This is a genomic window from Microbulbifer aggregans (genome assembly GCF_001750105.1).
Taxonomy (GTDB): Bacteria; Pseudomonadota; Gammaproteobacteria; order Pseudomonadales; family Cellvibrionaceae; genus Microbulbifer; species Microbulbifer aggregans.
This window is the reverse complement of record NZ_CP014143.1, coordinates 1,701,477-1,716,250: the sequence shown is the minus strand read 5'-3', so window position 1 is coordinate 1,716,250 and position 14,774 is coordinate 1,701,477. Positions and strand designations below refer to the sequence as shown.

Annotated in this window: 10 protein-coding genes; 3 read left to right on the top strand and 7 right to left on the bottom strand. The window is 58.7% G+C overall.

Annotated features, from left to right (window positions below):
- Window positions 1-55 precede the first annotated feature (55 nt).
- From AUP74_RS07510 to AUP74_RS07500, 3 genes are all read right to left on the bottom strand, one after another.
- Entirely contained in the window at window positions 56-3,223 is a 3,168-nt protein-coding gene (locus AUP74_RS07510; protein ID WP_069947031.1) for an efflux RND transporter permease subunit, read from the bottom strand.
- Complete coding sequence (locus AUP74_RS07505) at window positions 3,220-4,434, bottom strand: efflux RND transporter periplasmic adaptor subunit (protein ID WP_069947030.1); 1,215 nt, start codon at window positions 4,432-4,434, stop codon at window positions 3,220-3,222. Before AUP74_RS07505 ends, AUP74_RS07510 begins: the two co-directional genes overlap by 4 nt.
- Window positions 4,435-4,635: 201 nt before the next feature.
- Window positions 4,636-5,337 (bottom strand): cyclic nucleotide-binding domain-containing protein, encoded by a 702-nt coding sequence (locus AUP74_RS07500; RefSeq protein ID WP_069947029.1) that lies wholly within the window; start codon window positions 5,335-5,337, stop codon window positions 4,636-4,638.
- Window positions 5,338-5,678: 341 nt separating this feature from the next.
- Between AUP74_RS07500 and AUP74_RS07495 the strand changes: the two genes are divergently transcribed.
- Window positions 5,679-6,845: a TonB family protein gene (locus AUP74_RS07495; protein WP_069947028.1), complete on the top strand. Its 1,167-nt coding sequence runs from the start codon at window positions 5,679-5,681 to the stop codon at window positions 6,843-6,845.
- 181 nt (window positions 6,846-7,026) lie between these two features.
- A complete protein-coding gene (locus AUP74_RS07490; protein ID WP_069947027.1) occupies window positions 7,027-9,102 on the top strand; it encodes a M13 family metallopeptidase in 2,076 nt (691 codons plus the stop codon).
- A gap of 102 nt (window positions 9,103-9,204) precedes the next feature.
- On the opposite strand, the gene AUP74_RS07485 is transcribed toward AUP74_RS07490, so the two are convergent.
- On the bottom strand, window positions 9,205-11,232 hold the full coding sequence (locus tag AUP74_RS07485; RefSeq protein ID WP_069947026.1) for a hypothetical protein: 2,028 nt from the start codon (window positions 11,230-11,232) through the stop codon (window positions 9,205-9,207).
- Window positions 11,233-11,261: 29 nt separating this feature from the next.
- Window positions 11,262-12,488 carry an ATP-grasp domain-containing protein gene (locus AUP74_RS07480; RefSeq protein WP_069947025.1) on the bottom strand — a complete coding sequence of 409 codons (1,227 nt, stop codon included), beginning with the start codon at window positions 12,486-12,488 and terminating at the stop codon, window positions 11,262-11,264.
- Between the two features lie 259 nt (window positions 12,489-12,747).
- On the opposite strand from AUP74_RS07480, the gene gdhA reads away from it, so the two are divergent.
- On the top strand, window positions 12,748-14,100 hold the full coding sequence (gene gdhA / locus AUP74_RS07475) for an NADP-specific glutamate dehydrogenase (RefSeq protein ID WP_069947024.1): 1,353 nt from the start codon (window positions 12,748-12,750) through the stop codon (window positions 14,098-14,100).
- Between the two features lie 10 nt (window positions 14,101-14,110).
- Here the strand turns inward: gdhA and AUP74_RS17390 are convergent, their stop codons facing one another.
- Window positions 14,111-14,302 carry a helix-turn-helix transcriptional regulator gene (locus AUP74_RS17390; protein ID WP_069947023.1) on the bottom strand — a complete coding sequence of 64 codons (192 nt, stop codon included), beginning with the start codon at window positions 14,300-14,302 and terminating at the stop codon, window positions 14,111-14,113.
- Window positions 14,299-14,721 (bottom strand): hypothetical protein, encoded by a 423-nt coding sequence (locus tag AUP74_RS17385; RefSeq protein WP_145924341.1) that lies wholly within the window; start codon window positions 14,719-14,721, stop codon window positions 14,299-14,301. Before AUP74_RS17385 ends, AUP74_RS17390 begins: the two co-directional genes overlap by 4 nt.
- Window positions 14,722-14,774: the final 53 nt, after the last annotated feature.

The window sequence follows — 14,774 nt, the reverse complement described above, 5'->3', positions numbered from 1 at the left end:
TCCAGTTGTCCCCGGAAAAATGCACATTTCGTTCCAGCCCTGTGGCAGAGGGTGATCAGCCCTCACCCCACTGCGCACCGCGAATACGCGGCGGCAACAGCCCGGAGAACATTTCCCGCAGGCGGCCGGGCAAAACCAGCATCACCGGCGTCACCACCAGCGTCAGCACGGTGGAGAACGTCAGGCCATAGACGATAGCGCTGGCCAGCTTCACCCAGAAGGAAGCGATCACGCCACCCACGACAATTTCACGTCCCAACATATCCACGCTGACGCCCAGCGACAGCGGCAGCAGCCCCAGAATGGTGGTCGCCGTGGTGAGGAATACCGGTCGCAGCCGCTGGGCGGACGCCTTCACCGCAGCGGCAGCCGGCGAGAGCTCCGGCTCGCTGTTACGCACAAAATTGTAGGTATCGATCAGAACAATATTGTTATTCACCACGATTCCCGCCAGCGCCACGATACCCACACCGGTCATAATCACACTGAAGGTGCTCTGGGTAATCAACAGTCCCAGCATCACCCCCAGGGTCGACATGATCACCGAAGACAGGATCAGCAGGGACTGATAGAAGCTGTTGAACTGGGTCACCAGCAGAATGAACATCAAAAACAGCGACAGCATAAACGCAACGCCCAGGAAGCTCAGCGATTCGCTCTGCTCCTCGTCGGCACCGCGGAACAGCAGGTCCACCTGGCTATCCACGGGGTTTTCCGCAAGCCAGGCGCGGATCTCTCGCACCTTGTTATCCGGTAATACACCTGCATCCGCATCTGCCTTGATCTGCATCCGCGTAATGCCATCGATGCGCTCGATCTTGTCCACCTTCGGGTGGGCCTCAGTGCGCACGAAGCTGCTGACAGGCACGGCGCCACCGGGGGTATTCACTTTCAACTGATCCAGTGCGGCGATCCCGCGGGCTGCTTCGGGATAGCGGATGCGGATATCAACCTCCTCATCACTGTCATCCGGGCGGTACTCCGCAACCCGCACACCATTGGTCACCAGTTGCACCGCGCGTCCCACCTCGGTGAGATCAGCACCGTAGAGTGCGGCCTTGGAGCGATCCACTTTCACTTCCCACTGGATACCGGGCAGCGGCGCAGTGGTAGTGATATCCCGCAGCCCTTCGAACTGATGTACCAGGGCATGGTGAAGTCGACGCGTCTCTGCCAGCAGCGCATCGTAATCCTGTGAGCGCAACTCCAGAACAATATCCTTACCGACGGGAGGACCACCCTCGTATTCGTTGGCCGTCACCTTGATCCCTGGGAAGTCAGCAGTGCGCGCGCGCAGGTCGGCAAAGATATCGTCACTGCGGCGGTGCCGTTCCTTGGCAGGGATCAACTCCACCAGAATATTGGCGATCTGATCCGGTGCGCGCTCACGATTGCCGGACAGGCCTCCGGAGCCAATTGCGCTGTAGGCGACTCGCACCTCCGGAACCCCCATCACTGTGCGCTCGACCTGAGCCACCAGCTCACGTTTCTCGGCAACGGACAGGTTGCCCTGCGCCCGCACCTCGACATTGCCATATTGCTCTTCGGTATCGGTGAAGAATTCGACCCCGGCACCGAAACGGCCAAAGCCGACAAAGATTCCATATAGAAGAAACAGCGTGGCGGCAAACGCGGTGATTGGACGCTGCACAACCCCTTTCAGCAGCCGTGCATACCAACCGGTGATTCCGGGCAGAACGGTGGGATTGCCACTCTCCAGTTGTTTGAGGTGGTCCTTCGCCGCCACATCCAGGCTGCCCTTGCCAAACAGGGAGCCCAGCACAGGCGCAAAGAACAGGGCATACAGCAGTGAACCCGACAGTACAGCAAATACGGTCACAGGCAGGTAGCGCATGAATTCGCCGACCACACCCGGCCAGAACATGATCGGCAGGAAGGCGGCGAGGGTCGTACCGGTCGAGGCCAACACCGGCCAGAACATGCGACGCACCGACAGCGTGTAGGCAACCCGGGCGGACATGCCCTCGGCCATCTTGCGGTCGGCGTATTCGGTGATCACGATGGAGCCATCGATCAGCATACCGAGAGCCAGCAGCATGCCGAACATCACCATGAAGTTGAACGAATAGCCCAGATACCAGGTAATGATCGAGCCGAACAGCAGGGAGAATGGAATACCCAGCCCCACCAGCATGCCGGAGCGGAAACCCAGCGCGGCCACCACGATGATCATGACCAGCAGCATGGCAGTGAGGATATTGCCCTGCATTTCGCTAACCATGTCACGGGCGAAATTCGACTGGTCGAAGACGAAATCCAGCTCCACGCCGCGGGGCAGGCTATCCCGCTCCGCCAGAACCACCTCGCGCACCGCGTCAGCCAGTTCAACGGAGCTGGCATCGTTGCGCTTCTCTACATTGATCGCCAGCCCCTGGCGACCGTTGACGCTGGTGTAACTGGACGCATCCTTGAAAGTACGGCGGATATCCGTCACATCGGAAAGCGTCACGACTCCATCGTCCGAGGACTTGATGGGAATGTCGTAGACATCTCTGGCGGTCTCGATCAGGCCGGGCACCTTCACCGAGAAGCGCCCGCTCTCCATTTCCAGCTCGCCGGCCGGAATCAAAAGGTTGTTGCCGGTGATGGCACTGATCAGTTGATTGCTGGTGATCTGGTAATGCTCGAGGCGCACAGGATCGATGGTGGCCTCCACCACCTCCTCCCGGTTGCCCTGGATATCGGCGCTCAGCACTGCGGGAATGTTTTCGATCTTGCGCTGCAGGTACTGGGCGCTCTGCAGCAGCACCCGCTCACCAAGCTGCTCGCCAGCCAGGGTAACCACAATCGCCGGGAAGGGCTGTGCCGCCGCCTCTTCCACGATCGGCTCGTCCGCGTCCCGGGGCAACTCCGCCTTGGCGCGGTCGACCGCGTTACGCACTTCGTCCACGGCCTCGTCAACATCGATTGCTGCGTCGAACTCCACCACCACATAGGCCAGCGACTCACGCGCGGTGGCCATGGTCTCCACCACCCCTTCGATCGAGCGGATCTCCTGCTCCAGCGGACGCACCAGCAACCGCACGCCATCCTCCGGGGAAATTCCCTCGTGGCGCACCTGTACGATCACGAAGGGTGGATTGACCTCCGGGTTGGTTTCGATGGTCATCATGCTGCGGGCAACGATCCCGACCAGCACCACCAGCAACATGAAGCTGATGGTGCTTCGGGCCCGATCTACAGCGCTCTCGAGGATTTTCATTGCGGCTCACTCCGGCCCGCAGTGGCGGGACGCTCGGCTACCGGCTGGTTCTCTGCTCCCTCGAGCGCCTCCCGGTCCAGCGCCTGGCTCGGTGGCGGCAGATCCCCGGCACCCTCTTCCATTTCAACCTGTACGATTTCGCCCACGGTCACATATTCCTGACCCACGGTGATCAAGGTCACCGGATCCGGCAGCCCAGTAACCCAGATACCCGCGTCTCCGTCACTGACCAGGGAGACATTGCGGAACTGCACCCGGTTTTCCTCATCGAGAATACGTACGCCCAGATCGCCCCGATCGTCGAGCGTGAGCAGGGATGCATTGATTCGATGGGCATTGACCTCTCCGGTAGGCAGGGCGAGCTGGCCGCTGAGACCACCGCGCAGACTGCCATTGCTGTTGTCCACAGCCACCTCTACCCGATAGGCGCGGGTTACCGAATGCGCTTCCTGGCTCACGTAACGCAGCTCGCCCTGGACCCGCTCGCCCTGGCGCAGCTGTGCGCTGGCCGGCGCTCCCGGCACCAGCTTGCCTACCTGGGCCTCGGATACCTCCCCCACCACCAGCACCGGATTCAGGTCCAGCAGGGTGGCGCATTCTTCGCCGCGGCGAATGAAATCACCTAACTCAACCGCCCGGTGATTTACCACCCCGTCGAAGGGCGCCCTGATCTCCAGATTTTCCACTGCCACCAGCGCTCGCTTGTAATCCGCCCGCGCATTGGCGAGAGCGACGGAGCGCTGGGCGATATCAGTCTCGGACTGCAATCCTTTCTCACGCAGTCGCTGGGCGCCGGCGTAATCCAGTTCGGCCTTGCGCAGGGCGGCTTTGGCCTGCTCCAGCCGCTCCGGCCGGTCCTCGGCTTCAATACGACAGATCACTTCCCCTTCGCGCACCGCGCGTCCTTCCGCTACCGGCAGAGCGGTAATAACGCCATCCAGTTCGGCCTTCAGTTGCACCTTCCGGTTGGCCTCGGTGTGGCCGTTGACCAGTACCCGGGTGGTATAGGGCTGTGACTGCAGGCGACGTCCCTGCACTACCAGCGACTCGCCCGGGTTGCCGGGCGCGCCGGATTCGGCACTGTCGGCACCCTCCTTCAAGCCGCTTTCCGGCGCCAGGACCCCGCTGCCCAACCAAAGGAGTGACACCAGCGCTACGATGGTGGCAATTCGGTAGTTTCGCTGTCGCCAGAAACTCGCAAGAACATTCATGGGGCGTTGACCTGTCAAATCCTAAAGGAGGGATTAGCTGAAGCATCGCTGTATACGCACGAGAGCGAGCAGCAGATTGTAGTGCTGCATTGTGCGTACCGCCGTTGACAAAAGCTAATTGAAACCGAAATCGGCAAGGATTCAATAGGGTTGGTGGGCCCATGACGGACCCACCAGACAGCAAGGAGAGGAATTTTCGGGTCAGGAGAGCATGGATTCGAGGAAGTCCGACATGTCTGACTTCTCATCCACCAGCTCACCGCTGCCGAACTCCGCGTTCCAGTCCAGCAGGATACGGGCCAGGGCCCGGGCCTGGTCAGCCAGTGACAGAAGCTCCTCGCGGCTGTTCTTCGGTCCGGTATAAAGCTTCAACTTACGGTGACTGTTGGCCAGCTGGTGCGAGGGATACTTGGAGCGGTACACCTCCAGCTTCCAGCGCAGGGAGTGCACCATATTGCGGTAGAAGACCAGCTTGGTGGGGAGGTGCAGCAGGGAGAAATCCTCCAGATCGGCAAACAGGGTGCAATCCACACCAAGAACCTGAGCCTCACGGCTGGTAGGTGATGCGATCACATCGGCACTGCGCGGCTCCGCGAGCAACATGGCGAGATCCCCGAACAGCTCCCCCGGACGAATCGTGGCCAGCGGACGTACGCCGGCAGAGCCACCCTGATTCTCCACGTGCACCTGCAGCTCACCGCGCAGGAGAAAGTACACCCATTGATCCACGTCCCCGGCTCCGAGGAGCTTTTCGCCCGGGGCGAGGCTCGTAAGCCGCGATCGCTTCAGCAACACGTCATACTGCCATTCACTGCTGGCACGAATATCACGAAATAAATGAATGACATTCAAAAGGCGATCCACGGCATCCCGCGGATACTCACTAAGCGGTGTAATTTCCATCCGGTACTTACAATCTTTATCGTTTGTTAGTGCAATTAGTTCGACTGCTGTTCCGTGTCGAGCCAACGCAAAAAAGAGAACCCTTTCCAAGGTATTCTAGAGACAGGGTGACGACTGTCTTCCCCGGACGCCACCATTTTCAGAAAAACGAGACATTCTACCCATTCCAGGGTTGAACTACATTCCAGTTACAGTAGAGTTAAGCCGTATCCAGATTATTTAACCCCGAAAAGCGGAGTTTAAAGGACTAAAGTCTGGGAGGCATACCTCGGGGGAGGGGGCATGCCGAAACTCTTATCCGCCGGAACATCCCGCCCGGAATAAAAGAAACCCTTAAAACCATGAAACCGATAAAAATTCTCATCGCCCTCATGGTGTTTGCGACGGCTGTGACTGCCCAAGCCGCACCTCTACTGAACGGACTCGCTCTCGAGCAGCAATTCAATAAAGACCGCTACATCGCCGCAGTTTACTCCGACACCCTGGCAGACAGTGCCAACGTGCTGCTGGACAATAACACCACCCGCAAGCTGGAAGTGCGCATCATCGCCGACGGCCTTTCTGCCCGCCGCTTCCGCAATCAGTGGATGGAAGCGATTGCCATCAATAACTCCGGCGATGTCCTGAGTGGACAGGCGGAGAACATGGTCACCTTCGCCAACCTGTTCAAGGGACGCTTCTATAAGGGCGACCAGCTCAGCGTTGCCTTCGACGGTAACAGCGGCAGAACCACGGTATCGCTGAACGGTGTAAAGATGGGGCAGATTGCGGACCGCAATTTCTTCAACACCCTGCTTCGCGCCTGGGTGGGCCCGGTGCCGCCTTCCACCGATTTCCGTGACGGTCTGCTGGCCAACGGCAATGTGGACTCCGGCCTGCTGGGCTCCTATGAGCTACTGGAACCCTCCGCAGATCGGGTTGCCGACGTAACCGCGAGCCTGGACGCACAAGCTGAAGCCAAGGCAGAAGAACCGGAAGCGAGCAAGCCGGCTGTCGCCGCCGCTCCAGCAGTGAAGAAGCCCAAGCTGGCCGCCGATATCCCACCGCCTTCGCTGGCTTCTGTAGGCAATGCCGCGAATGAAGCCGCTGCAAGAACGGCCAGCCAGCCGACGCCGAACAAGCCCGCCCCGGCCCAGCGCCGTCCGCAGCCGAAGGCCTCCGCCGAGCCGGAACTGGACGAAGAAGACGAGGCCCCGCTGACCGCAGACATGATCCTGGCCCGGCAGATCTACCACTCCATGCTGCTGCGCCACACTTACAAGTTCATCCGCTACCCCAAGCGCGCCCAGGAGCGCGGCCAGGAAGGTAGCGTGCGGATCAACGTGTCGATTGACTCCAGGGGCCAGATCCGGGAAATCCAGACTCTGCAGGAGTCCCGCTACGCAACCCTAAACCGGGAGGCCCGCGAAGCTGTGGAGCGCGCCGGCCCCTACCCTGCCGCGCCGCCGCAGCTGGTGAAAGACACCTATCAGTTCACGGTGCCGATCACCTTCCGACTGCCAGACTGATCGTCCCCCCTCGAGGACCTCGAAAGCCCCGCCACTGCGGGGCTTTTTTGTTTCTGCTGAGACCGTCACCCATCAGCTCAACGCCCCCGCCGCACTGCTTGCCGCCCCCCGGTTGCGAATCTGCATCACCACCGCGTACTATCCGGGAGGACAATAATTCATCGAACAACGAAGTAACCTTATGAAAAAACTACTGCTACCCCTCGCTATTGCCGGTGCGATCGCCGGCTGTTCCAAGTCTGAAGCGCCGAAAATGGCCGAAGAAGCCGGCAAGCCCACTGCCGAAGTGACCGAATCTGTAGCCAAGGTCGAACTCGGATCAGGTATCGACCTGTCCGCAATGGACACCTCCGTACGGCCGCAGGACGACTTCTTCACCTACGTCAATGGCAGCTGGCTGCAGAACACCGAGATCCCCTCGGACAAGTCCCGCTGGGGTGGCTTCAGCATCCTGCGTGACAAGGCCACCGAAGAGGTTAAGGCCCTGATCATGGAAGCCGGCGAGAATGCCGACAGCAGCGATGCCAAACAGATCGGCGACCTGTACAACAGCTTTATGAATGAGAAGCTGGTCGAGGAGAAGGGCCTTGAAGCCATTTCCGCTGAACTGGCCAAAGTCGATGCCATCAAGTCCGTTAACGACCTGACCGATTTCTTTGCCTACGCAGATACCGTTGGTTACGACGCGCCTTTCGGTGCGGGTATCTGGCAGGACCTCAAGGATGTAGAGAATTACATCACTGTCATGTGGCAGGCTGGCCTGGGCCTGCCGGATCGCGACTACTACTTCGATGACACCGAAAAAGCCAAGAAGCTGCAGCAGGCCTATATGGATTACCTGGTAAAAGTCCAGGATATCGCAGGTCTCGAGGATGCTTCTGGCTATGCAGACAAAATCTACGCTCTGGAAAAGAGCCTGGCTGAACACCACCGCACCCGGGTGGAAAACCGCGATCCGGAAAAGTACTACAACAAGAAAACCGTGGCCGACCTCAAGGCAATGATGCCGGCGGTTGACTGGGACAGCTACCTGCAGAAAGCACACCTGGAAAAAGCGGAAAGCTTTATGGTCGGCCAGCCGGAATACCTGGAAGCTGCCAATGCCATTATCACCGATACCGATCTCGCCACCTGGAAGCGCTACCTGAAGATCAAAGTACTGACTGCCATGGCGCCTTACATGCACGGTGAACTGGCCGATGCACAGTTCGATTTCTACGGCACCACCATTCGTGGTGTAGAGGAAATGGAACCGCGCTGGAAGCGTGCGGTACAGTTCGTCAATGGATCCGTCGGTGAGCTGGTCGGCCAGCGCTACGTGGAAAAGTACTTCCCGCCGGAAGCCAAGGCGCGCATGGTGGAGCTGGTGGACAACCTGAAGGCCGCGTACCGCGAGTCCATCGAATCCCTGAGCTGGATGAGCGAGGACACCAAGCAGCAGGCACTCGACAAACTCGCCAACTTCACCACCAAGATTGGCTACCCGGATGAGTGGCGGGACTACAGCGATCTCCAGGTCAGTGAAGACAACCTGGCCGGCAACGTCCTGGCCGCCAACCTGTTCGAAACCCTCTACGATCGCAGCAAGCTGGGTAAGCCACTGGATCGCGGCGAGTGGGGCATGAGCCCGCAAACTGTTAACGCTTACTACAACCCGGCGATGAACGAGATCGTGTTCCCGGCCGCCATCCTGCAGCCGCCGTTCTTTAACGTGAATGCTGAGGATGCCGTGAACTACGGTGGTATCGGCGGTGTGATCGGCCACGAGATCGGCCACGGTTTCGACGATAAGGGCTCCAAGTTCGACGGCAAGGGCTACCTGAATAACTGGTGGACTGACAGTGACCGCAATAACTTCGAGCAGCTGACCGGCAAGCTGGTCGCCCAGTACAGCGGCTTTGAGCCCCTGGAAGGCGAACACGTGAACGGCGAGCTGACCCTCGGCGAGAATATCGGTGACCTCTCCGGTCTCGGCATTGCCCACAAGGCGTACAAGATGTCCCTGAACGGACAGGACGCTCCGGTAATCGACGGCTTTACCGGCGACCAGCGCGTGTTCATGGGCTGGGCTCAGGTATGGCGCAGCAAGATGCGTGACGAGGCCCTGAGCGAGCGCCTCAAGACTGATCCGCACTCGCCGGCCAAGTACCGGGTACAGGGCGTCCTGCCGAACATCGACGCGTTCTATAGCGCATTTGATGTGAAGGAAGGTGACGGCATGTACCTGCCGGAAGAGGAACGCGTAGTCATCTGGTAATACCGGACACTACTGCCCTCACTGGCTCAAAGCCAAAAAAGCCCCGCTCGTCGGGGCTTTTTTTATGCCGAAGCGCAACCTGTGCTTCATCCGGAAAGCCGTTCAATCCCCGGAGCGCGATGCAGGCTCCCCGATAACGGGCTTGTCGTCGGTTGCTCCAGCCGGCGGAACTCGAGACGCCGCCCAGCTCGCGATCGCCATCTGCTCCACTTTCGTCACTTCCGCCGCCTCCGGTGGCCGCCCTGTTTCGGGCCTCTCATCCTCGCAGTGGAACAAATAGAGACGGGAAGTCAGCTCCGCGAAAGGCAGTGAGGATTCACCGTGTCGCTCGCCATAACCGTCCGTAGAGACCAGGACTCCATTACCCCAGTCCTGGCCACTGTCATTATTCGGATTGAAGAAATAGACCCGCATCACGCCATCCTGATCCAGTCCGACCCGGATCAGGGTGATCGCGTGCCACCCCACAAAAGCAGCATTGCTGTCGGTAATCGCCAACCCCGCTGGCTGCGGATGAATGATGGGCTGGTTGCCGTTGCAGTAGGGATGATAGCTGCGGTAAAAACGCGCGATAAAATCCCGATACTCGGTCAACTGGCCGCTCTCCAGCTCTACCGCCAGATTGAAAGCACGCCCCACCCACCAGCCGTGAAACTCTGGGTTGACCCAGCGGTGGGGATCGTCGCCCCGGTCCGCACAGAGTCCACCCATCTGGTGGTAAATCTTGTCCAGGTGTGGAACGAGCAAGACGGAAACCGGGTCAGTATCCAGCGGCAGCTGCTGCAAATCGGTAGCGGCCACACCACGGGAAGATAGCGGCTCACCCTCGAAATGCATCACCACCTCATCAAAGCGCGCTGCCTGCTGAATCAGGTAGAGCAGGTAATCCGGATCGTTGTGAGCCCACAGTGAAATGGCCCGGGCCGACTGGCAGGTGGGGTTATTACCCTGACCAATCCCCAGAGGCTGCCCCAGGATCGCAAGCGCGCCCGCCAATAGGCGCACCCGTGCCGGTAGGGCATCGCCAAAAGCGCAGCTCATCAGCGCTTCACAATGGGGCGACAGCGATAAGTCGATCTGTCGCCAGAGTGCCGGTGCGATCGGCGGTGCATAGAGGACACCGCTCTCAAGCATCATCGCCAGGCTGTATACACACTGGGCCGTCTGCGGATAAATCGCCACTTCCACCAGGCGGTGAACCAGCTGCTGATAGCAGCGCAAGACATCGAGCCCGGTGCTGCTCAGGCCCAGAGCCTCCGCCAACAGGCCGTCGTGCCCTTCGCTCATGACCCAGCGAAGAAACTGGGCGTGGTAATCAGAGGCCAGCCCGATACTGCGCATATGCTGCGCAAACTGCAGCGCTTCCTCCTGCAGGTCTTCATCGGGCATTGCCTGCAGACGCTGCTGGTAAACATCCAGACCAGGATCGTCAGCGCAGCCCGGCGTCGGGCCGAAAAGTGCACGAACGAGCAGATCCGCCTCCGGTCCTGCGCGGCCACCTGTGCCTGCGCCACCGGCGCGGGCAACGGCGATCTGGGTGATCATCGACTTGATGCTGTCCACCTGAATCGGTCGCTGGGCCAGTACGCGGTGAATCTCTGTCACCAGGCTGCTGAGAGTATCCCCAAAGCCGATTCCCGCAAGCAGGAATCGGAGCACCGCCTCTACAGACGAAACGCGACTACCGAGTCGCACACGCGTCGCTTCCGCCGGCCCACCGAGAAGATAATCCAGATTCAGTGCCAACACCTGAGTCAGGAAGTGGCGTGCCTGCGCACCGGGTACGCCCGTATGGGAGTAAAGCCCGCAGGCGAGCGCCAGCAGGCGCAGTTCACTGAGCAACTCAATGGTTGTGGTAACCCGGTCTTCACTTTCCAACGAGCTGCGCACGAGGCCCGGCAACAGGGTATCAGGGGTATCCCAGGGGGTATCCGCAAACAGCCCGGCGCGATCAAAACGACTCGCACGCTGGTACAGCGCCTCAATGCCCCCCTCGACGGGAAGCAGACGTGCAGCCGCTTCCAGCGTGGCGGCCTGGTAGCGATACTTGTTGAATCTGCGCGCCTGCTCCAGCTGACTCAGTGCATGGTCAAACTTTTCTGTCAGCTTCTCGAGACCCAATTCGCTCACTACAGTTACTCAATCTACCAATACCGTGATCAGACATAGTAATCCAATTCTTCCTGAGCTTTCAGCAGGTCACGCAGGCGATATGGGTCTTCGCCAAAAAAGTAGACCAGCCCCCAGTGGGTGCCAAAGGCGCTGCGCTTAGGCACCTTGTTCTGCATCGGCGACTGTAGCTCGTGGAATTCAAAATACTCATCGCGCTGAGTGTCAGCAGGAATCCTGAGCTCGTTCACAACGCGGCGCCGTGGGTAAACGCCAAAACAGCCCGCATGGCCTTTGGCATCCACCACTTCCTGCGGAAAAAACTCGGCAATTTCTTCATCGGTGGTTTTCGGATCGAACATCAAGACCATGCCTTGGTAAGCATTGAATCCATAGGCGCGCTCGATCAATTCAAAAGCATTGAATCCAGGTGGACGATAGGCCACCTCACCAAAGTACATCTTGCCATCACTGGTGACGAAGTATTCCGGATGAATAAAGCCGAAGTCGATGTCAAACGCCTCGATCAGCTTTTCGATTTCCTCTTCCACCCGTGGCCGCCATTTCTCCAGATCCGGTGTGGCAGGAACAAAGACGGAATATCCCAGCGTCACGTACTCGGAGATATTCATAAATTGGATCTTGCGGTCCTTGATGAATGCCTCCACCGCGAATTCCCAACCATCCAGGTGACTCTCCATCAGCACCGGAAATTCATCTTCGGGAATGTTATCCACGTCATCAGCCGTGCGAACTACGCGGTGACCGAGACAACCGGCCTTATCGAAAGCCTTGAGGTGGATCGGGTCGTTCGGGTCACCATCGAGTTTTAGCAGGGCTTGATTGACCCGCGTCAAAAAACGGATCACATCGGATTTATCCTGGGCTTCTTCAAAAATACCAACCCGGATACCGCCGAGCTGTGCGCGCCGTTTCATCAGGGCCTTGTCGCGAAAGAGCAACGACTGCCCCATCAGACGGGGATTTCCCAGCAAGACAGAATTGATGGCACCGGCCCACTCGACTGTTTCTTCGTACAACGGAATGGCCACATCCACACCTTCCTTTTGCAGGCGCTGGGCAATTTCCATTGAACGCTCATTGAGCCGTTCAAAATTCCAGGGAATATATGGAATGTCATAGCGATTGGCATACTCTTCGGCCCAGGGCGGCGCCACAATCACGTAGCGCCGGTCGAAGCGGTCAATCGCATCGATGGCATTCAGACTCCACCCCAGAATCGCAACATATCCCTTACTGCGGTCGTAATGGCCCATGGCTGACTCCCTTTTCTGTTCCGAAGCACAGAATCAGACCGGCACCCCTAGCGATCCTTCACTACTGTGAATACCGTCCAACCCTTCGAGTTCACCACCCTAACGCAGCAAAATTTCAGTTGAAAGGAATCTGGCGCCTGAATAGACGGCAGCACCACAGGCAACTAATCTCAATGACAGTTAATCCTCTACAGCGGGTGTGAACGTATCGTTGAGACAGGCCGGAAAGGCGTAAAATTCACTAACACGAGGAGAGCCAATGGCCAGCAGCGACGAGCAGTGCATGGAGAATTTTATTGGCTGGGTGGGATCCCGAAATCCCAATGAGCCGGAGTTTATTCAGGCCGTACGCGACCTTGCCTGTGACGTCTACGGCTCCTATTCGGAAAACTCGGCGTGGCAGTCGGCGAAGATTCTGCATCGTCTCAGTGAGCCCGATCGCATCATCTCTTTCCGTGTCTGCTGGGAAGATGACAGGGGTAAAGTCCACGTCAATCGCGGCTGGCGAGTGCAGCACTGCGGCGCCATCGGCCCCTATAAAGGCGGCATCCGCTTTCACCCGTCTGTGAACGTCTCCATTCTCAAGTTTCTCGCCTTTGAGCAGACCTTCAAGAACGCATTAACCGGCCTGCCCATTGGGGGCGGCAAGGGTGGCTCCGACTTCGATCCCCGCGGTCGCTCCGACCGGGAGATCATGCGCTTCTGCCAGGCTTTTATGAATGAACTCTACCGGCATATTGGGGAAAACACCGATGTGCCTGCAGGCGATATCAATGTGGGGCAGCGGGAAATTGGTTTCCTGTTCGGCCAGTACCGCCGACTCGCGAATACCTTCAGCGGTGCGCTGACCGGCAAGGACATCGAATTTGGGGGCAGCCATGTACGCCTGGAGGCCACCGGCTATGGCCTGGTCTATTTCCTGCGCTGCATGCTCGCACGTCGCTACCAGGATCTGGAGAACCTGAACGTTGCTATTTCCGGTGCCGGCAATGTCGCGCTGCATGCAGCCCAGAAAGCAACGGAACTGGGGGCCAGGGTCATCACCCTCTCCTCAAGCAAAGGTGTGCTTCACAACAGCGACGGTATTCCCGCAGAGGAAATCGAGCGGGTCATCGACCTGCGCATGGATAGCACCAAACTTCTACAAGAAATTCGCAACAACAGCGGGGGCGACTGGCATGAGGGAGAGAAGCCCTGGCAGTTCGAGTGCGACATTGCCCTGCCCTGTGCGACCGAAAATGAACTGGCTGGAGACGATGCAAAATCGTTGGCTCACAACCGCTGCCTGATCGTTGCGGAAGGAGCGAATATGCCCTGTACCGAAGATGCGATCGAGATCTTCAAGGACAAAAAAATCCTGCACGCACCGGGCAAAGCCTCCAATGCCGGTGGCGTGGCGCTATCCGGCCTGGAAATGGCCCAGAACGCCTCGTTCTCCCGCTGGGAACAGGAGCGCCTGGACGAGCAGCTGCTGGAGATCATGCAGGATATCCACAGGCAGAGCGTCGAACACGCCGGCGAGCATGATGGTTATGTGGACTATCACCGCGGAGCCAATGTCGCCGCCTTTTATCGCGTCGCCAGCGCGGTACTGGCCCAGGGAATTGGCTGAGCGGAGGACATTACTCCGCAATAAAGATCTTCTCTATCGGCAACCCGAACACCCGCGCAATGCCAAATGCCAGGGGCAGGCTCGGGTCATATTTGCCTTTTTCTATGGCCACCACTGTCTGGCGTGAAACACCTAGCATTTCTGCCAGTTGCGCCTGAGTCCAGGCGCGCTCCCCCCGCAGTGCTTTCAGATGATTTTTCAACGCAACCTCCGCATTGCCACCACCAGGCTTACCAGAAAGGTGCCCCCCATCAACAGGATCAGGTGCGATATCTGCGGTTGCACCGGTGACGAGGGAAGGTTGCCGTAAAACTGCCATGCGATTCCGGCGACCAACCCGACACCCAGCGTGATGGCGGCGGCATCCAGAAACAGCTTTCGCTCAAGCTCGTCCTGAACCCGCAGATGACGGATATTGGCCAGGATCATCGCCGCTCCGGCGGCAAGATTCAGCGCAATTGTGATGAAACTCAGGGTGTTATTACCCGGCCACAGCAGCTTGGCCCCGAACGTCATGAGCGCTGTTGTCAGTAGCCATGCGCCAGTCCAGAAGGCCAGGTTGCGGGTGCTGTGCACGAGACCCTCGCGACAGTTCCGAGTGGGAAGATCGTTGTTCACCATGGCGTCCATTCTCCTTGCGTTGTTCTGATTTTCTGCAAGCCCATGTAAAGCTT

What these genes read in the sequence shown, in the direction of transcription:
- AUP74_RS07510 (WP_069947031.1), bottom strand. Translation starts at nt 3,223, where the DNA reads ATGAAAATCCTCGAGAGCGCTGTAGATCGGGCCCGAAGCACCATCAGC.
- AUP74_RS07505 (WP_069947030.1), bottom strand. Translation starts at nt 4,434, where the DNA reads ATGAATGTTCTTGCGAGTTTCTGGCGACAGCGAAACTACCGAATTGCC.
- AUP74_RS07500 (WP_069947029.1), bottom strand. Translation starts at nt 5,337, where the DNA reads ATGGAAATTACACCGCTTAGTGAGTATCCGCGGGATGCCGTGGATCGC.
- AUP74_RS07495 (WP_069947028.1), top strand. Translation starts at nt 5,679, where the DNA reads ATGAAACCGATAAAAATTCTCATCGCCCTCATGGTGTTTGCGACGGCT.
- AUP74_RS07490 (WP_069947027.1), top strand. Translation starts at nt 7,027, where the DNA reads ATGAAAAAACTACTGCTACCCCTCGCTATTGCCGGTGCGATCGCCGGC.
- AUP74_RS07480 (WP_069947025.1), bottom strand. Translation starts at nt 12,488, where the DNA reads ATGGGCCATTACGACCGCAGTAAGGGATATGTTGCGATTCTGGGGTGG.
- gdhA (WP_069947024.1), top strand. Translation starts at nt 12,748, where the DNA reads ATGGCCAGCAGCGACGAGCAGTGCATGGAGAATTTTATTGGCTGGGTG.
- AUP74_RS17385 (WP_145924341.1), bottom strand. Translation starts at nt 14,721, where the DNA reads ATGGTGAACAACGATCTTCCCACTCGGAACTGTCGCGAGGGTCTCGTG.